Raw genomic sequence first — 18,633 nt, forward strand, 5'->3', positions numbered from 1 at the left:
AAGGAATCGAAATTTGAGACTCGGAGGCCTGCTCGGTGGGACAATAGGCCGCGAGGTCGATGCTGCGCTGATGAAGACGTGGCATCGATTGCATGGTTGAAACCGATCGGCCCTCCGGTTCCAGGTACAAGGACGATAAAAGGGCTGGCACTGTCAAGGAAGAGGTGTGTGCATGAGCGAGACGAGTAGGTTTGCATTCCCGTCGGATTTCACCTGGGGGACGGCCACAGCCTCCTTCCAGGTGGAGGGGGCCACCAGGGAGGAGGGCCGGGCGGATTCCATCTGGGATACCTTCTGCCGGGAACCGGGGAGAATCCTCGACGGGTCGAACGGGGATCAGGCCTGTGACGAGTATCATCGCTACCCCGAAGACATCGCCCTGATGAAGGAGATGGGGGTGGGTGCCTACCGTTTCTCCGTGGCCTGGCCCCGTATCTTCCCCAGCGCCCGAGGTGGGGTGAATCAGGCCGGGTTGGACCATTACCGCCGGGTCCTCGACATGCTCCGTGAGGAGGGCATCAAGCCGGTGGTGACCCTCTACCACTGGGATCTGCCCCAGTACCTTCAGGATGCAGGAGGTTGGGCCAACCGGGACACAGCCAAGCGGTATGCGGAATATGCCGGAGTCCTTGCCAGGTCCTTCGGCGACTCCGTCGATACCTGGACCACCCTGAACGAGCCCTGGTGCACGGCCTATCTGGGGTACGGGAACGGCGTTCATGCACCGGGGATACGGGACTATGACCAGACCCTGGCCGCCGTTCATCACCTGAACCTGGCCCATGGGCTGGGGGCCCAGTCCATCCGAGCCGAGCTGGGCGACAAGGCCCGTGTTTCGGTCACCTTGAACCTGCAGGTAACTCGGGCCCAGTCGCAGAGCGAGGAGGACCGTGCGGCCAAGACCAGGGCGGACCTCTTTGCCAATGAGGTCTGGCTCGGCCCCATGCTTGCCGGGACCTATGACCCGCGCATCAGGGAGGCGGCCCAGGGAATCACCGACTGGAGATTCGTCCAGGAGAGCGATCTGGAGACCATCCACCAGCCGCTCGACGTGCTCGGTATCAACTACTACTCAACCACGTACGTGCAGGCCAGCCATGGTGAAGACAGCCCGGCCAGGGCGGCGGTCGGTCCCCAGGGAAGCCTGCCCGACCAGGAGGCCAATGCCATGCCGGCCCAGGAGTCGGTGGAGACCCTGCCGCCCCGAGGTGAACTGACGGCCATGGGTTGGAATCAGGAACCCCAAGGTCTGGCGGACCTCCTGCTGGAGGTCTCCCGCCGATTCCCGGACCTGGACCTGATGGTGACCGAGAACGGTTCCGCCTGGGAGGACGAGGTCAGCCCCGATTCCTCGCAGGCCAAGGGGAGGATTGTGCATGACCCGAAGCGGGTGGCCTATCTGGAGCAGCATGTCGGAGCTGTGGCCGATGCCATTCGGGACGGGGCCAGGGTAACCGGTTACTTCGCCTGGTCCCTGCTCGACAACTTTGAGTGGGCCCTGGGGTACACCAGGCGGTTTGGGCTGATTCGTGTGGAGTACCCGACCCAGGAGCGAATCTGGAAGGACTCCGGTCTCAGGTACACGCAAATCGTCAGGGACAACGCCATCTAGGCTGCGGATTTCCGGTCAGGCCCGCTACGTTCTCCGACCCGATGGCAGGTTCTCGGGTCGGAGAACGTAGCGGGCCTTGTTGATGGACTATATCCAGCTGGGCAGCCACATATGGATGCGCCAGAACCAGTAGGGAACCGGCATCGCGGTCCAGAGGGGGTAGAAGAAGAGCGAGGTCAATCCAATGATGATCAGTGTCGTCCACATCATCTGCCGATAGAGCGTGCGGCTGATGTTGTGGCGGGCCCAGTTGGCCATGTAGCAGATTCCCAGAACCATCCAGGGCAGGATGATGATGGAGTAGAAGGTGAAGGTGGTCCGGTTCAGGTACTGGTACCAGGGGAGCCACCCTCCTATGAGGCCGGCCATGGTCGCCCAGAGTCGCCAGTCGCTCCTGTCGGCGCGCAGGCAGAGACCGATGCCGAGAACGATGCAGATGGAACCCAGCCACCAGATCAGGGGGTTGCCCAGGGATGTGACAGCCACGACGCACGGGGAGTCCGGGCTGATGGCACACAGACCGGGGTGGTCGGTGAGCTTCTGCCAGTAGAAACTGGTCGGCCGTGTCTGCAGGGGCCAGGTCAGCGGGCTCGACATGTAGGGGTGCGCCGCATCCAGGGTGGTGTGGAACCGCCACATTTCCCGGTGGTACTCGACCAGGGATCGCAACCCCTCAGGCAGCCAGGTCAGGCCCTGTCCGGGGTGGCTGGCCGCCCACCCATGCATGTAGGAATCGTCGTGCCTGAACCATCCGGTCCAGGATGCCAGATAGGTGCCGGCCCAGATGGGGATCATGACCAGGGCTGCGGGAATCCCGTCCTTGAAGATGCCGGCCTTGAACCAGCCTCCATAACCGACCTTATGCCGCTCCCAGGCGTCCCAGATTACGGATATCAGGGCAAAGGCCGCGAAGAGGTAGGCGCCGGACCACTTGGTGCCGGTTGCCAGGCCAAGGAAGATGGCGGCCCAGGTTCTCCACCAGGACCAGGCGATGAAGGGGCCGGTGGTGTCGGTGTACAGGGCCTTGCTGTCCTCGTCCATCTCCTCCGTGAGCCAGGGGATGGCGGTGCGGACCCGGTAGTGAATCTTCTCGATTCGCCAGTCCACCCGCCAGGAGGCGCGAAGTCGGGCCCGGGCCCAGTCGCGGTGCCCCAGGAGGCAGAGGAAGGCGGCCAGGGCGAAGATCATGAGGAAGTTGTCCAGGAGACTGGTGCGGCTCATGACGATGCCCAGGCCATCGATGGACATGAGGAAGCCCGCCATCATGGCGATGGGCAGATTGCGGAAGAGTCTGAGAGCCACCCTGCAGAGAAGAAGAATGGCGATGGTGCCGGCAAGGGCGGTGGCGGCCCTCCAGGCAAAGGGATTTTCGGCCCCTCCGAAGAGTTTCAGCCCCAGGGCGATGCACCACTTGCCGACAGGTGGGTGGACCACATATTCGGCGGAATTCAACCACTGGTTCACATTGCCCTGGGCAAAGGCCTGGTCGATGGGGATGTTGCCGGGAGATAGGGTCTTGGGCCAGTTCCGGGGTTCTCCGGTCTGCAACATCGCCCAGGAGTCCTTGACGTAATAGGTCTCGTCGAAGACGATGGCGTGTGGGGTGCCGAGTCTAATGAATCGAAGAAGGCCGCCGAAGAGGGCCATGAGAGTGCATCCCAGCCATTCTCGCTGCCGTACCGTCAGGTTCTGCAGACTCCGGATTCCGCGCAGCTGTCGGAACCGCCGTCCGGACATGGGTAGAGAACCCATGCGACGGGCGGCACGCCGGCCATGTCTGGCGGAGTGATGCTGCGAAGAATAACTGACGGTGGCTGTCATCATCACCAAGAGTAGGCATACTGGAATCATGATGAGGCATGAAGAACAATCTCTTTCCCGGACCAACAAATCCTTGCCGGAAAAGGGCGTGGTGGCGGGTACGGAACCGGAGGGCAAATCCGCCTATGTCCCCGGCGGAACACTGGTCCTTGCGGCCACTCCCATAGGCAATGTCGGCGACGCCTCCACCCGGTTGGCCGCCCTTCTGGAGTCGGCCGACCTGGTGGCTGCCGAGGATACTCGCCGGCTCTACGACCTTGCCAACAGGCTGGGCGTACGGGTATCAGGACGGGTGGTGGCCTACCATGACCACAACGAGGACCACATGGCCGACCCGATTCTGGACCAGGTGTCCGATGGGGCCTGCGCCCTGGTTGTCTCGGATGCTGGTATGCCCACCATCAACGACCCGGGTATGTCCATTGTCCGGCAGGCCATCAAACGGGGGATTCCCGTCACCTGCGCACCGGGGCCCAGCGCCGTCCTTGATGCCCTGGCCCTTTCCGGACTGCCCACGGACCGATTCTGTTATGAGGGATTCCTGCCCAGGCGCCACAGTGAACGTCTCCGCCATCTGCGCTCGCTGCGGAATGAACCGCGGACCATGGTCTTCTACGAGACCACCCACAGGATTGACCAGGCCATGGAGGATTTGGAGGAGGTCTTCGGTGCGGATCGACCCGTGGCCCTCTGCCGGGAGTTGACCAAGGACCATGAGCAGGTTCGGCGGGGGACCCTTGCCCAAATTGTCGAATCCCTGACCCAGGACCCGCCCCGGGGCGAGATGGTTCTGGTGGTGGCTGGTGCCGACCCCGACCAGGTCAGGGCGGAGAGTCCTGAAGTCCTCTCGGATCAGGCCCTGGCTGCCTTGGCCAAGCGGCGGGCCGACGAGGAGGGGATCAGGATCAAGGATGCCATCGCTCGGGTGGTGGCCGAGCATCCACTGCCGGACGGTTCCCTTCCCAACCGCAAGAAGGTCTACGCGGCTACCCTGGATGACCGCCAGGAAAATTAGGGAGCGGCGACCGTGGCTTGCGGTCGAAAGTGATGCGGTCGGCGCCTGGTACGACCGCATCCTTATGAGTTCCCGAGGAGGATATCAAGGGACCGTTTGACCCCAGGGCCTCCGAGCTGGGAAACGGTTTCCAGCAGTGCCGGGGTGGCGGCCGGATTGGCGGCCAGCCAACGGCGTAGTTCGGGGTGGTTTTGGGCTATGGACCAGAGGACCTCCGGTGGGGTATCCGGGTCGGTGGCCATGACGGGAGTGGGTACCAGAGGCGGTTCCGGAGGCCCGGGTCCGGGACTCCTGTCGGGTTGGGCGTAGGTGGCCCTGCCGACCGCTGAAATCCTCTCGGCCCTGTTCTGATGATTCCTCCCGCGACGGTTATTCAGGTGGCCTCGGCCCAAGAGGGTTGAGAGCGAGGTGGCCCGGCGACCGGACCCCTGCCGATGGTGGCGGCCGGACATCAGAGGAGGTCCTTCAGGTCCGTGAAGATTCGCACTCCAGTGGCGTGGCCGGGCCATCGGGGGTTGGCGGACAACAGGTCCAGGCATTCCGGGCAGCTGATCCGGTAACGGTCCATGAGTTCAAGAATCCGCTCCTTGCGGGAGAACCCGTTAAGGGGGTCGGCCTCCTCACAGGCCAGGTCACAGGCGGTCCATAAGGGGGAGGTCACCCAGAGTTCGCCCACCCGCATCAGGTATTGGGGGTTGAGCTTACGGTTGTGGGGCCGGAGGGGGCGTCCCAGGACTGGTGCGCGAAAGTGGGAGTTGGAGATGATGTCGAGTGCCTCCGGGAACTCTCCGCTCATCCAGACCCAGAGGGCCAGGGACCCGCAGGCGGCCGCCCCGAAGGGGAGTAGGGGGTTGACGATTGAGGCCCGACCGAAGATGCCACCTGCCGCCTCGTTCAGATAGCAGGTTGACCTGTCGAGGACGGTGACGATGCCAAGCCGGACAAGCAGGGCAAGGCTCAGTCGCCCTGGCAGGTCGTCAATGTGTATCAGCCCTGGCTGTGCGGGGAGAGCCGGCGTATCAGGGGGCGCGTCGGCAGGGCCGGTTGCGGTTCCCTGGTGTGCTCCTGTCCCCCTACCTGACCTGGTTGCCGTTCCGGTTGATTGGCTGGAGGCAAGATTCGCCCCGACTGGTGACAAGGTCCGGTTTCCCCCGAAAACGTGTTCGCGAGTCATGGCCACGACCCTACGGAAGATTACAGGGTGGTTCGAAGGTTGCTTGAGGGAAGGGCGGTTGTGGATAAGTCCGGCGGCAAAAGTGGCTGCGGTGTACGGAACGAGGCAGGGAAGAAACCCTGTGGATGAAAGGCTGAAACCCACGTCGGGACCGCCCGGTTGTAGGCCGAAAACGATACCCTTGCAACTATGAGTCATATTCTTGTTTCCGTCGCCTGGCCCTACGCAAACGGGCCCCGTCATATCGGTCACGTGGCCGGATTCGGCGTACCTTCCGATGTATATGCCCGATATGAGCGCATGAAGGGCAACGACGTCCTCATGGTCTCCGGGACCGATGAACACGGCACCCCCATCCTGGTCGAGGCCGATGCCGAGGGTGTGGGCCCCCAGGAAATCGCGGACCGTTACAACCGGGTCATCGCCAAGGACCTCTGCAACCTGGGTCTGAGTTATGACCTCTTCACCCGCACGACCACGGGCAACCATGAGCATGTGGTCCAGGAGCTCTTCAAGCAGTGCCTGGAGAACGGATACATCTACGAGGGCACCCAGAAGGTCGCCATTTCGCCATCGACCGGTCGTACCCTGCCCGACCGTTACATCGAGGGAACCTGCCCCATCTGCGGTGCCGATGGGGCCCGTGGCGACCAGTGCGACAACTGCGGCAACGAGCTGGACCCGGACGAGCTGCTCAACCCTGTTTCCAAGATCAACGGTGAGACCCCCCGCTTCGAGGAGAGCCGGCACTTCTTCCTGGACCTTCCTGCCCTGGCCGAGGCCAACCTTGCCTGGCTGAAGACTCGGGAGGGCTGGAGGAGCAACGTCCTCAACTTCTCCCTGGGGCTCTTCAAGGAGGTCAAGCCCAGAGCCATCACCCGTGACATCGACTGGGGCATACCGGTACCCGTGGATGGCTGGATCGACAACCCCAACAAGAAGCTCTACGTCTGGTTCGATGCGGTCATCGGCTACCTGTCGGCCTCCATCGAGTGGGCCCGCCGCCAGGGTGATCCCGAGGCCTGGCGCAAGTGGTGGAACGACCCGGAAGCCCCCGGGTACTACTTCATGGGCAAGGACAACATCACCTTCCATTCCCAGATCTGGCCCTCCGAGCTTCTGGCGTACAACGGCAAGGGGTCGAAGGGAGGCGAGGCCGGCGGGTACGGCGACCTCAACCTGCCGGAGCAGGTGGTGGCCAGCGAGTTCATGACCATGGAGGGCAAGAAGTTCAGCTCCTCCCGCGGCATCGTGATTTACGTCAAGGACATCCTGGACCGCTATCCGGTGGATGCGGTCCGCTACTACATCTCGGTGGCAGGGCCTGAAACCTCGGACTCCGACTTCACCTGGTCGGAATTCGTGCGCCACAACAACGAGGAGCTGGCGGCTTCCTGGGGGAACCTGGTCAACCGTGTTGCCAACCTGCTCAACAAGGACTTCGGCTGCATCCCCGAGATTCAGGATTCCTGGCTGACGGAGGAGGACCGGGCCCTCCTTGACAAGGGTCTGCAAGCCTTCGATACGGTCGGCGGGCTGATTGAACGCCACCGCCAGAAGGCGGCTCTGGGTGAGGCCATGGGCCTGGTGGGTGACATCAACAAGTACATTTCGGCCCAGGAACCCTGGAAGATCAAGGACGACCCCGACCGTCTGGCTACGGTGTTGCATACCGCCGCCCAGGTCGTCTGCGATGCCAACACCATGCTGGCCCCCTTCCTGCCCCATGCTTCCCAGAAGGTCTACGAGGCCATGGGCGGCACCGGTACCTTTTCGCCCCTGCCCCGGTTGGAAGAGGTGGAGGACCTGGATAAGCCGGGCTTCACCTACCCGATCATCACCGGCACCTATATATTGGGCGAGAATGTGCATCCCTGGTCCCGCGAGGACATCAAGGACGGTACTCCAATCGCCAAGCCCACCCCGATTTTCGCCAAGATTCCCAAGGAGGCCGTTCAGGAGGAGTTGGACCGCTTCCAAAACCAGCTGGATGAGCGCAAGGCGAAGGAACAGGCCAGATTCGAAGCCGAGCAGGCCAAGCTCAAGGAGCAATCCGAAGGCTGATCGGGCATCCCTGTTTCGGGCCTCGGACGAGGGCATTCGGCTGAGGCCTGTACTGGCTCTGCACGCCATTTGGTCTTGCAGTCAAGGCTCAACCGCAGATTCACAGGTAACTTTTAGGTTTTAGGGGTCTTCCCTTAAGGTAGGGCTGCTTATATAAGAACTGTCGGTTGAAGTACTGGCCGATGGGGTTACTGCAGGCCCCATAATTGAATCCCTTCTTCTCTCTTCTCACCTGGCGGTCTTCCCCGGTCGCCAGGTTCTTTTTTGCCTGGCGGGGTCCAGATCCTGTTTTGTGGGCTATTGCTCGTCACATGCGAGCAATAGGATTGAGCCTTATGAAAACCACCCGATTCGCCTGTGTCCTCTTCGACCTGGATGGGGTGCTCGTTCCCACCACGAAGCTCCACAAAGAAGCGTGGAAGCAGCTCTTCGATGCGGTCCTGCCTGCTGGATCCGAGCCCTACACCGAGCAGGACTACTACACCTATGTGGACGGCAAGCCCCGCTATGACGGCGTTGATGCCCTGCTGAAAAGCCGGGGTGTGAACCTGGAATGGGGCAGCCCGGATGACGGCCCCGATGCCAAGACGGTCTGCGGGTACGGCAACCGGAAGAACACGACTTTCGAACGTCTTCTCAATGAAGAAGGCATCCAGCCCTACCCTGACACGGTGGATGTCCTGCGCCACCTGACCACCGGGGGAAAGCGCCTGGCCGTGGTCTCCAGTTCCAAAAACACGGCCACCGTTCTGGAGGCCGCGGGCATTGCCGGGTTCTTCAGCACCGTGGTGGACGGGAACACCAAGGCTGAGTTGGGACTCAAGGGCAAGCCCGCCCCCGATACCTATGCCTATGCGGCCAAGCTACTCGGCCTGCGTAACCAGGATGCCATTGTCGTGGAGGATGCCCTGTCAGGAGTGGCCGCGGGCCATGCCGGCCGGTTCGGTCTGGTGGTGGGTGTTGACCGGGGGGCTGGTCATCAGGACCTGCTGGAAGCGGGGGCCGATACCGTTATCGACAACCTGATCGAGCTGGTTGAGGATGACGGGGGTGAGCGCAGGCTCAAGGAAAACCCCGACCTGGACCCGGACCGGTACCCCATTGACGAGTGGAGCTTCACCGAGGTGGGCGACCCTGATGCGGTCAGCGCCACCAACTTTTCGGTGACCAACGGCAACATCGGCGTACGCGGGCAGGGCGACGACACCCGTTGTCTGGGCAACGGCACCTTTCTGAGCGGCTTCCACGACACCTTCGACATCAACCATCCCGAGGGAGGATACGGGTATGCCAAGGTGGGTCAGCTGATCCAGGGTGTGCCGGATGCCTCCGACTTCACCCTGAAGGTCGACGGGATTCCCCTGCCCCACCCCGAGGAGACCAGGCAGCGCCTGGACTTCCGCGCCGGCATCTGCACCACCACCCACCTTTACCGGTTGGACGACGGCACCCGTCTCAAGGTTGATCTGGACCGGATGGCCTGTCTCTTCGACAGGAACCTGGCCGTGTACACGGTCAAGGTGGATTCCCCCGATCGTGACATGACCGTGGTGGTGGATGGAGCCATCAATGCCGACATGCCCCGGCGTTCGGTAACCGACGACCCCCGCAAGTCCCAAATCGTCGACGGGTGCGGTGTGCATGAGGTCCTCGACAATGAGGTGTACCCGGAAGCGGACGGGGACTGCCGGGTTTACCGCTGCAACAACTCCCGCCTGAGTGTGGCCCTGGGTGTCCGGCAGACCCAGAACGGGCAGCCGGTCGATGGCCAGTCCTGGCGGCTGGACATAGGCAGGGGCGGCTCGGCCAGTCTGGTCCGATACGCCGTCTACCAGAGCCATCCCATCCTGCCCCAGGGCACCATCGGCAACGGTCTGGTTGTTCAGACGCGCGGGGAGGGCACCCGGAATCTGGTCGAGGAGTGCCGCGACAGCCTCGACAGGGTTGCAGGCCTGGACCTTCAGGAGATGAAGGACCGCCAGCGCGAGTGGCTCGACAGGTTCTGGGAGCGTGAGGACATCCGCGTGGGTGCCGGGGACCAGGGCCGCACCCAGCAGCTGGTGCACTGGGAACTTTTCCAGCTCGCCCAGTCCACCGCCCATATAACCAATGGTGTCGGGGCCAAGGGGCTGAGCGGATCCGGATACAGCGGACACTACTTCTGGGATACCGAGATCTACATTCTTCCCTTCCTGATTTACTCGGACCCCCAAAGGGCCAGGGAGGTGCTCCACTACCGCTACCTGATGCTGCCGGCGGCACGTCGCAGGGCCGCCGCGCTGAACCTGGGCGGTGGGCTCTTCCCGTGGAGGACCATAAACGGGGAGGAATCCTCGGCCTACTTCCCGACCGGTACGGCCCAGTACCATATCGATGCCGACGTGGCTTATGCGGTGGCCCAGTATGTGCAGGTGTGCGATGACCAGGACTTCCTGGAGACCGAGGGAATCGACATCCTGGTTGAGACCGCCCGTCTCTGGATGAGCCTGGGGCGCTACAAGGCCGATGGGCGCTTCCATATCCACTGTGTTACCGGACCGGATGAGTACACCGTCCTGGTGGATGACAATCTGTACACCAATGCGATGGCCAAGTTCAATCTCATGGCCGCCTACCGGGCCTACGAGTACCTGCGCAGGAGCCGGGTGGAGATGATCGGTTCCATCCGCGCCCGTCTGCACTTCACCGACGAGGACGCCCAGGAGTGGCTCCGTGCGGCCGAGGCCATGTTCGTTCCCTACGACAACAACGAGGGGGTGCACGCCCAGGACGCCCAGTTCATGGAGCGCCCCATCTGGCACTTCGACCGGTTCACGGCCCGCCCTCTCCTGCTCTACTATCACCCGTTGGTCATATACCGGCACAAGGTGCTCAAGCAGACCGACGTGGTCATGGCCCTCTACCTGCTCAGCTCCTGGTTTACGCCGGAACAGAAGCGGGCCGATTTTGACTACTACGATCCGCTGACCACCGGGGATTCCACCCTTTCCGCCGCCTCGCAGTCCATAGTGGCCGCCGAGGTGGGCAGGGATGACCTGGCCATGCGTTACTTCCGTGAGTCCCTGTTCACCGACGTGTCCAACCTCCACGCCAATACTGCCGACGGGATTCACCTGGCGGCCTGCGGTGGGGTATGGTCCAGCCTGGTCTGCGGCTTCGGCGGCCTGCGCGACACCGGTGGAACCAGCCTGAGCATCGATCCCCACCTGCCCGAGGACTGGGATTCCCTGTCCTACCAACTGGCCGTGGGCGATACCCGGTTCAGGGTCTCCATAACCAGGCAGGGCGTGGACCTGGAAAGGCTCTCCGGACCTGAACTCGTCGTCAAGGTGCAGGGCCACCCGCGGACGGTGTGAGATTAGGAAAAAGGAGGTCAGTACAAGGCGGTGAACTTCTTGAAACCGCCTTGCCTTACCGGATTACCTCCGTTTATCAGCGCCGGAATGCCGCCTCCAGGGCCTGGTATTCGGCGGTGGTGATGGGCATGATGGCCCCGTGGCGTTTCTTCAGGTTGCCGTAGTCGATTCCATCCAGCACCTGCCAGTCTCGGGAATCGGTTGAGGCCAGGTTCGCTGACCTGAAAGTCAGATACCCGCGCGCCTCCTCGAACTGGTCGCACATGAGACCGAAGGGCATGGGGCCCCGGTCGGGGTCGGCCGCATCCCGTTCGTTGTACAGGAAGAGTTCCGGACCCTCCAGGTAGCGGGAGGAATATCTGCCGCGACCGAGTATGTCGGTCAGCGAACCCACATACGACCACTGTTCCGAATCGTCCGTGCGGACCACCTCGCCGCTGACGGCATAGGGGTTCCGTGTCCTTTCGATGCTGATCTGATCGTCCTTCGAGGCCCTGTACCACCAGCCGTCCTCGGTCTGGATCATGGTGGTGTCGATGATGTCGGCCCTGCGGTCGATCCACTTGACCGGGGCGCTGAAGGTCCGCAGGTCCTTCGAGACCGCATAGTACATGTTGACCGCTTCACCCAGGCTGTTGGCGAGGGGGTGGTCCGGCGGGTCCGATGCTGCACGGGTGGACCAATAGACAATCCACTGTTGTTGCAGGCTGTCCCAGCTGGCCTCCGGTGCCCAGGCCATGCCTGCGCCGGGGATGGTGGAGGCGACATCCACCAGGCGGGGCTCCTCCCAGTGGATCAGATCGCTTGACTCCCATATGACCAGCCCTGTGGACCCGTCCACTGAGGCCTGCTCGCTCCACCCACCGCGATGATATATGGACAGGTCGGTGGCCAGAATGTGGAAGATCCCGTCGGGTCCCCGGGTGATGAAGGGGTCTCGAACGCCCCGCTCGCCCTGGGTCCAGGTCAGGATGGGGTCCCCACGGCGGCGAAGATCGGTCCAATGGATGCCGTCACGGCTGAGGGCGAAATACAGCTGTTCATCCGTGGCCGCCTCTTCATCTCCTGTGAAATGAACGAATAGGTAGGCCTCGGTTCGGCAATCGGGATTTCCTGTGACCATCACTGTCTCTCCGACTTGTTGGCTGCGCATGTATCCGTGCATCGCTGCACGTCATGATTCTAAACCACGACTTGTGGTTCGCCCGACTGGCCGGGGCGGTTCCTAGACTGTGAACCATGAGCAAGCATCATCGTAATCGCAGCTGGGCACCGGCACCTGAGGCACTTCCCCAGGGAGTCGGCGTCATCGATGACCATACGCACATGTCCGCGGTGATTCCCTTCGCCAGGAGGATGGACCGGGAGGCCCGGGAGCGGGGACAGGCCCCGGTCCCGGTCTATGGGGTGGACGAACAGCTGGAGCAGGCCCGGGCCGTGGGTGTGGTCGGGGCGATCGAAGTGGGGTGCGAGCTGCCCAACCTGCAGGCGGCGGTCGACCTGGCCAAGGCCCATCCGGGTGTGGTCCATGCCGCCCTGGCCATCCACCCGAACGAGGCCGTGCTCCACGGTCATCGTGGGGTGCCGGGGCCGGACGGGTTGCCCGTGACCTACAGGCCCTGGCACGACACCTCCTTCGAGGAGGCCATGGAGGAGGTGCGCCGCCTGGCCAAGGGCAACCCGGACCAGGTGGTGGCCATCGGCGAGACCGGTATGGACCTTTTCCGCACGGGGCGGGACGCCATGGATATCCAACGCCAGGCCCTGCGTGACCATATGGCCCTGGCCAAGGAACTCGGCCTGCCCATGCAGATTCATGACCGGGATGCCCATCAGGAGGTCATCGAAACCCTCCTGGCTGACGGGGCACCCGAGCGGACCGTCTTCCACTCCTATTCCGGCGATGAGGCCATGGCCCGGGTGGCGGCCGAGCACGGCTGGTATCTGAGCTTCTCGGGAACGGTTTCCTACAAGGGGAACGAGGGCATCCGCCGGGCACTGTCCGTCGTGGGGCTTGACCACATCATGGTCGAAACCGACGCCCCCTACCTGACCCCGATGCCATACAGGGGCCGGACCAATGCCCCCTACATGGTTCCCTACACCCTCCGCGCCATGGCCGACGCCCTGGACCTGCCCGTGGAGGAGGTCGCCCGGGCCACGAGGGAAACCACCAGGCGGGTTTACGGGATCTGACCGGCGGCCGGACGGCGAAACGGCATCCAGGGGTGGAGGTCGGGCCCGACCTGTGGGGCGCTCGCTGACACCTGAGCTGAAACCGTCGTGGAAGTTGCGCCAAGCGAGGCAAAAGGTGCTACGGTAGTCGTCGCGGTATGCGCGGGAGCCCAGTGTTGCCCGCGTGCGTTCGAGAAGAAGGCTTTGGCCTATGGAGGGCTGTATGGCTAGTGAGCGGCATGAGATGTCGATCGAGGATGGGGCCGAGGGGACTGAAGAGACCTCTGGCTTATCCGGATCGCCCGAGCGTGACGGCCGGTCGGATCGGATGTTGGAGAGGGAGGAAACCGGGGATGTGACATCCCGGACACCTTCCAGGTCCGGCGAGGGGAACGAGACGGGCACGGAGCACGAGACGGAGTCCGACAGGGCCGGTGGCACCCGGCTGGCTTTCGAACAGGATTCCATCCTTCCCCAGGAGAGCTTCACCAAGGCCCCCAGAATTTCGGCCAAGGCCCGCACCCGCGAGGAGGAGGACGAGCTCAAGCGTGCCCGGCGTGAGGCACAGCGTGAGGCCGCCCGTCAGCACACCCCGCCGCGTGGTCCCCTGGGGCGCTGGTGGCGCAAGGTCCAGGCATCGCCCGACCGGATCAGCCTGGGCATGTGCATCGTGGCCTTGGGAGTGGTATACGGCGATATCGGTACCTCCCCCCTCTACACCTTCCAGACCTTCGTGGCCGGGCAGGGCGGCATCCAGCGCGTGGACCGGGCTGCGGTTCTGGGCATGCTCTCCCTGGTCTTCTGGTCCATCACCCTGATCACCACGGTCAAGTACGTTCTGGTGGCCCTACGGATCGATAACAAGGGGGAGGGCGGCATCTTCGCTCTCTACACCCTGGTCCGTCGCTACGGAAAGTGGCTGGCCATCCCCGCCATGCTGGGTGGGGCCGCCTTCCTGGCCGATTCGGTGCTGACCCCGGCGGTCTCCATATCCTCCGCAGTGGAGGGTCTGAAGACCATACCCGTACTGGAGCCGGTCTTCCGTGAAAACGGGAACCTGACCATGGTCATCACCTTCGTGATCATCCTGGTCCTCTTCGCCGTCCAGTCGCGTGGAACCGAGCGAATCGGCAAGGTCTTCGGCAGTGTGGTCATGGTCTGGTTCGCCTTCCTGGCGGTGATGGGCCTGTACTGCATCGGCAATGACTGGTCCATCTTCGAGGCCCTGAACCCGGTCTACGGCATCCGCTTCCTCTTCAGCCCCCAGAATCCGGTCGGGCTGACCATCATGGGCACGGTCTTCCTTTCGACCACCGGAGCCGAGGCCCTCTATTCCGATATGGGGCATGTGGGCCGTGGCAACATCTACGCGACCTGGCCCTTCATCAACATCGCCCTGGTCTGCAACTACTTCGGGCAGGGCGCCTGGATTCTGCGCAACAAGAACAACCCGGCCCTGCAGGGTGTGGACGGGCTCAACCCCTTCTTCCAGATGATGCCCACCACCGTGCGGTACGTGGCGGTCATCCTTTCGGTGACGGCCGGTGTCATCGCCTCCCAGGCCCTGATTACCGGTGCAGTCACCATGGTCTCCGAGGCGACCGGTCTGAACTGGATGCCCCATCTCCAGGTGCGCTACCCTGCCAGGACCAGGGGCCAGCTTTACATCCCGACCATCAACTGGGTACTCTGCGTGGCCACCCTGACCGTCCTGGTCCTCTTCAAGGACTCCGAGCACATCTCGGCCGCCTACGGTCTGGCCCTGACGGTGACCATGATCACCACCACGGTGCTCCTGGCGGACTACCTCTGGCACGACAAGAAGCGGGTGGGGGCGGTTGTCTTCGCGGTAATCTTCCTAGCCATCCAGATTCTCTTCTTCATGGCCTCCATGGCCAAGTTCATGCACGGCGGCTGGTTCACCATGCTCCTGACCGCGGCCATCCTGTACATCATGTACACCTGGGACCAGGGCACCAAGGTGGAGCGTTCTCAGCGTCGGCATATGACGGCCAAGGAGTGCCTGCCCGCCCTGGATATGCTCCACAACGACTTCCGCATCCCCTACTTCGCCGACAACCTGGTCTATCTGACCTCGGATGCGGAGATGCGGCGCTTGGATACGGACATCTTCTTCTCGATCTTCGCCAACCACCCCAAGCGGGCCCGGGCCTGGTGGGCCGTGTCGGTGCAGACCACCGATGCGCCATACACCCGCAAGTACTCGGTTGAGAACTTCGGTACCAACTACCTGTTCAGGGTGCGGATGAAGTTGGGCTTCAAGGTGGATCAGAACGTGGCCACCTACCTCCACCAGATCATGCACGAGCTGATCGACAGTGGGGAGCTGCCCAAGCAGCCCTCGATCTACCCCAAGGTGGACGAGGATCCCCAGATTGGGACCATCACCTACGTCCTGGTCCACAAGGCCCTGATGCCCGAGTCCAAGATCGATTCCCGTGGCGCCCTGTCGCTGAAGGTCAAGTATGCGATCAGGAAGCTGGCCGGTTCGCCCATCAAATGGTTCGGTCTGGCCCCCTACAATCCGATCGTCGAGGTCCAGCCCCTCTTCGTCTCCACCCGGTCGGTACCCAAGCTGACCAGGGTCAGGTTGCATCCGCGCAAAACCAAGGCCTCCGACCATGCCCAGCACACGGAGCAACCCCAGGCCCAGCAGCCCGAGGAGTGAGCAAAATCACTGCCTGACCTTCCGACACGGCCTCCCCGGTATGGAAACAAGCCCGCCCATATCGGGGTTGAGCCATAGAATTGGCCTGGTGAAGAACCCAGACCCGGCCATGTCCGGGAGGTCGTTCGAAAGGTGAAGTGATGACAGAAGCTCAAGCCAATATCGGTGTTGTGGGCCTGGCCGCCATGGGCGCCAGCCTCTCCAGGAACCTGGCCCGGCACGGCAACACCGTGGCCGTATACAACCGGCACTACTCACGCACCGAGACCCTGATCGGGGAGCACGGCGACGAGGGGAAGTTCGTTCCCGCCAAGACCCTTCAGGAGTTCGTCGGTTCCCTGACCAGGCCCCGCACTGCCATCATCATGGTCAAGGCGGGCGAGCCGACCGACCAGATGATCGACGACCTGGCCGACCTGATGGAGCCCGGCGACATCATCGTCGATGCCGGCAACGCCTACTTCAAGGACACCATCCGCCGCGAGAAGGCGATTCGCGCCCGTGGTCTGCACTTTGTGGGCTGCGGCGTTTCCGGTGGCGAGGAGGGGGCCCTCCTGGGGCCCTCCATGATGCCCGGTGGCACCGATGAGTCCTGGCAGACCCTGGGGCCCATTCTCAAGACCATTGCCGCCCAGGCGGAGGGCGAACCCTGCGTGACCCACATCGGCAGTGATGGGGCGGGCCACTTCGTCAAGATGGTCCACAACGGCATCGAGTACTCGGATATGCAGGTCATCGCCGAGTCCTACGACCTTATGCGCCGCGGCCTGGGCATGGAGCCCCAGCAGATAGCCGACGTGTTCGACGAGTGGAACCAGGGCGACCTGAACTCCTACCTGGTGCAAATCACCGCCGAGGTGCTCCACCACACCGATGCCGCCACCGGCAAGCCCTTCATCGACATCGTGACCGACCAGGCCGGCATGAAGGGGACCGGCACCTGGACCGTCCAGACCGCCCTGGATCTGGCCGTGCCCGTTACCGGCATAGGTGAGGCCGTCTTCGCCCGCGGACTCTCCTCATCGCCCGAGCTGCGCAAGGAAGCCGAACAGAAGGGGCTGTCCGGCCCCGAGCCCCAGGCCATCCTGGGTGATCTGGCGGCCGATCCCGACCAGCGCAAGGCCTTCATCGAGGACGTGCGCCAGGCCCTCTACGCCTCCAAGATCGTGGCCTATGCCCAGGGCTTCAACGAGATGCAGGAGGGGGCCGATGTCTACGGATGGAAGCTCGACATGGGCGCCATCGCCCGCATCTGGCGCGGCGGTTGCATTATCAGGGCCAAGTTCCTGAACAGAATCTCGGATGCCTACGCCTCCGGTGATGAGTTCGGGTCCCTCCTCTTCGACCCCTTCTTCAAGAAGGCCGTGGAGGATGCCCAGGATGCCTGGCGTCGCGTGGTGGTCCGGGCCACCCAGGCCGGCATTCCGATTCCGGTCTTCGCCAGCTCCCTCTCCTACTACGATGGTTTGCGCTCCAAGCGGCTGCCCGCGGCCCTGATCCAGGGCCAGCGCGACCTCTTCGGTGCCCACACCTATGGGCGCGTGGACCAGCCCGGCGTCTTCCACACGCTCTGGGCCGGAGACAAGTCCGAGATCAAGCAGGACTGAGCAGCCAGTCCCGGAACCCCTGACGGCCGGGTCGTGCCGGCCTCCTGCGGCCTATCGGCCAAGCATGGTGGATTCCCGCACGTCCAGTCTGAACTTGGCTGTCTGCCGCCGGGGCCTGGGGTGCCTGTCGGGTTGGTTGAGATCACCCAGCAGGATGGAGACGGCCTTGTGGGCCAGGTCTTCGCGATCGGTGCTGATGGTCGTCAGTGAGGGGATGTACGAGGCGCTTTCGTTGATGCCGTCGAAACCGATGACGGCCACGTCCCGGGGGACGGAGATTCCGCACTCATGCAACCCGCGAATCATGCCCAGGGCCATGGAATCCGTGATGCAGAACACCCCGTCGAAGGGGAAGTCCCCCTGGGCGGCCAGGGAGTGGGCCAGTGACCGGGCGGAATCCTCATCCCAGGGTTCCAGCCCTATGAAGGAGTCCGGAGACAGGGTCCTCTTGCCCTCTTCAAGGGCCTCCAGGCATCCGCTCAATCTCCTGGCTGCGACGGAGTTCTTCATGGAAGGTTCGTCGAGGATGGCCAGGTCGGATCCGACAACCCCGATGCGGCGGCACCCTTGGGCGAGCAGATGGGCAACGGCCGTTCTGGCCCCCTCCCGACTTGCGGTCATGACGCTGTCGAAGACCGGCCGGACCGAGGGGTCATCAAGCAGGACGATCGGCTTGCCGTGGGTGAGGGCCTTCATCTCCTCGTTGGAGACATTGCCCGGGCTGAAAATGGTCCCGTCGCAGAGCTGGCTGGTGACCCGCCGCAGAATCGAGACCTCGTCCTCTCGGGAGTTCATGGTCTGCTGGATGATGGCCTGCATGCCGTGGGCGTTGATCTCCCTGGAGATTGCCGCGCTCATCTGGGAGGGGTAGGGTTTGTCCAATTCGAAGATCGCCACCCCGATGACCCCGTTCCGCCCGGACCTGAGGCTCCTGGCCGAGAGGTTGGCGGAGTAGTTGAGCCTCTTCGCAGCTGCCAAGACCTTCGATCTGGTTTTTTCGGCGATGCGGGTATCCCCCCTGAGGGCATACGAGGCGGTGGCCCGTGAAACATCGGCCTCTCTGGCCACGTCGCTCATTGTCACCATATCGTGCCTCGCTCCAATCTTCCTGCCCGTGGAT

Annotated in this window: 12 protein-coding genes; 7 read left to right on the forward strand and 5 right to left on the reverse strand. The window is 63.2% G+C overall.

All coding sequences use genetic code 11. The features are described from left to right. Positions 1-172: 172 nt before the first annotated feature. Positions 173-1,612, forward strand: coding sequence for a glycoside hydrolase family 1 protein (locus bcor_RS00695; RefSeq protein WP_033498718.1), 1,440 nt, complete (start codon positions 173-175; stop codon positions 1,610-1,612). Positions 1,613-1,699: 87 nt separating this feature from the next. Here the strand turns inward: bcor_RS00695 and bcor_RS00700 are convergent, their stop codons facing one another. Beyond that, on the reverse strand, positions 1,700-3,259 hold the full coding sequence (locus bcor_RS00700; RefSeq protein ID WP_033498729.1) for a dolichyl-phosphate-mannose--protein mannosyltransferase: 1,560 nt from the start codon (positions 3,257-3,259) through the stop codon (positions 1,700-1,702). 202 nt (positions 3,260-3,461) lie between these two features. On the opposite strand from bcor_RS00700, the gene rsmI reads away from it, so the two are divergent. Next, a complete protein-coding gene (gene rsmI, locus bcor_RS00705; protein ID WP_051875759.1) occupies positions 3,462-4,448 on the forward strand; it encodes a 16S rRNA (cytidine(1402)-2'-O)-methyltransferase in 987 nt (328 codons plus the stop codon). Between the two features lie 62 nt (positions 4,449-4,510). Here the strand turns inward: rsmI and bcor_RS07605 are convergent, their stop codons facing one another. Both bcor_RS07605 and bcor_RS07155 read right to left on the reverse strand, forming a co-directional pair. Next, a complete protein-coding gene (locus bcor_RS07605; RefSeq protein ID WP_238548558.1) occupies positions 4,511-4,900 on the reverse strand; it encodes a variant leucine-rich repeat-containing protein in 390 nt (129 codons plus the stop codon). Continuing rightward, positions 4,900-5,622 carry a hypothetical protein gene (locus bcor_RS07155; protein ID WP_148303924.1) on the reverse strand — a complete coding sequence of 241 codons (723 nt, stop codon included), beginning with the start codon at positions 5,620-5,622 and terminating at the stop codon, positions 4,900-4,902. Before bcor_RS07155 ends, bcor_RS07605 begins: the two co-directional genes overlap by 1 nt. A 189-nt stretch (positions 5,623-5,811) precedes the next feature. Between bcor_RS07155 and metG the strand changes: the two genes are divergently transcribed. Next, on the forward strand, positions 5,812-7,686 hold the full coding sequence (metG, locus tag bcor_RS00720; protein ID WP_033498720.1) for a methionine--tRNA ligase: 1,875 nt from the start codon (positions 5,812-5,814) through the stop codon (positions 7,684-7,686). Positions 7,687-8,021: 335 nt separating this feature from the next. Next, positions 8,022-11,042: an HAD-IA family hydrolase gene (locus tag bcor_RS00725; RefSeq protein WP_051875567.1), complete on the forward strand. Its 3,021-nt coding sequence runs from the start codon at positions 8,022-8,024 to the stop codon at positions 11,040-11,042. Between the two features lie 76 nt (positions 11,043-11,118). Here bcor_RS00725 and bcor_RS00730 read toward each other — a convergent pair whose 3' ends face one another. Then, entirely contained in the window at positions 11,119-12,165 is a 1,047-nt protein-coding gene (locus bcor_RS00730) for an alpha-arabinofuranosidase (RefSeq protein WP_033498721.1), read from the reverse strand. Between the two features lie 116 nt (positions 12,166-12,281). Between bcor_RS00730 and bcor_RS00735 the strand changes: the two genes are divergently transcribed. The 3 genes from bcor_RS00735 to gndA all read left to right on the forward strand — a co-directional run bounded on the left by bcor_RS00735 (position 12,282) and on the right by gndA (position 17,513). After that, on the forward strand, positions 12,282-13,238 hold the full coding sequence (locus bcor_RS00735; RefSeq protein ID WP_033498722.1) for a TatD family hydrolase: 957 nt from the start codon (positions 12,282-12,284) through the stop codon (positions 13,236-13,238). 307 nt (positions 13,239-13,545) lie between these two features. Further along, complete coding sequence (locus bcor_RS00740; protein WP_420796640.1) at positions 13,546-15,906, forward strand: KUP/HAK/KT family potassium transporter; 2,361 nt, start codon at positions 13,546-13,548, stop codon at positions 15,904-15,906. A gap of 140 nt (positions 15,907-16,046) precedes the next feature. Further along, on the forward strand, positions 16,047-17,513 hold the full coding sequence (gndA, locus tag bcor_RS00745; protein WP_033498723.1) for an NADP-dependent phosphogluconate dehydrogenase: 1,467 nt from the start codon (positions 16,047-16,049) through the stop codon (positions 17,511-17,513). 51 nt (positions 17,514-17,564) lie between these two features. Here gndA and bcor_RS00750 read toward each other — a convergent pair whose 3' ends face one another. Continuing rightward, positions 17,565-18,599 (reverse strand): LacI family DNA-binding transcriptional regulator, encoded by a 1,035-nt coding sequence (locus bcor_RS00750; RefSeq protein WP_033498724.1) that lies wholly within the window; start codon positions 18,597-18,599, stop codon positions 17,565-17,567. Positions 18,600-18,633 lie beyond the last annotated feature (34 nt).

This window comes from Bifidobacterium coryneforme, from assembly GCF_000737865.1.
GTDB classification, from domain to species: Bacteria; Actinomycetota; Actinomycetes; order Actinomycetales; family Bifidobacteriaceae; genus Bombiscardovia; species Bombiscardovia coryneformis.

Bases quoted from the DNA above. Each gene is read 5' to 3' on its own strand.
- bcor_RS00695 (WP_033498718.1), top strand. From the start codon at position 173: ATGAGCGAGACGAGTAGGTTTGCATTCCCGTCGGATTTCACCTGGGGG.
- bcor_RS00700 (WP_033498729.1), bottom strand. From the start codon at position 3,259: ATGGCCCTCTTCGGCGGCCTTCTTCGATTCATTAGACTCGGCACCCCA.
- rsmI (WP_051875759.1), top strand. From the start codon at position 3,462: ATGATGAGGCATGAAGAACAATCTCTTTCCCGGACCAACAAATCCTTG.
- bcor_RS07605 (WP_238548558.1), bottom strand. From the start codon at position 4,900: ATGTCCGGCCGCCACCATCGGCAGGGGTCCGGTCGCCGGGCCACCTCG.
- bcor_RS07155 (WP_148303924.1), bottom strand. From the start codon at position 5,622: ATGACTCGCGAACACGTTTTCGGGGGAAACCGGACCTTGTCACCAGTC.
- metG (WP_033498720.1), top strand. From the start codon at position 5,812: ATGAGTCATATTCTTGTTTCCGTCGCCTGGCCCTACGCAAACGGGCCC.
- bcor_RS00725 (WP_051875567.1), top strand. From the start codon at position 8,022: ATGAAAACCACCCGATTCGCCTGTGTCCTCTTCGACCTGGATGGGGTG.
- bcor_RS00730 (WP_033498721.1), bottom strand. From the start codon at position 12,165: ATGGTCACAGGAAATCCCGATTGCCGAACCGAGGCCTACCTATTCGTT.
- bcor_RS00735 (WP_033498722.1), top strand. From the start codon at position 12,282: ATGAGCAAGCATCATCGTAATCGCAGCTGGGCACCGGCACCTGAGGCA.
- bcor_RS00740 (WP_420796640.1), top strand. From the start codon at position 13,546: ATGTTGGAGAGGGAGGAAACCGGGGATGTGACATCCCGGACACCTTCC.
- gndA (WP_033498723.1), top strand. From the start codon at position 16,047: ATGACAGAAGCTCAAGCCAATATCGGTGTTGTGGGCCTGGCCGCCATG.
- bcor_RS00750 (WP_033498724.1), bottom strand. From the start codon at position 18,599: ATGGTGACAATGAGCGACGTGGCCAGAGAGGCCGATGTTTCACGGGCC.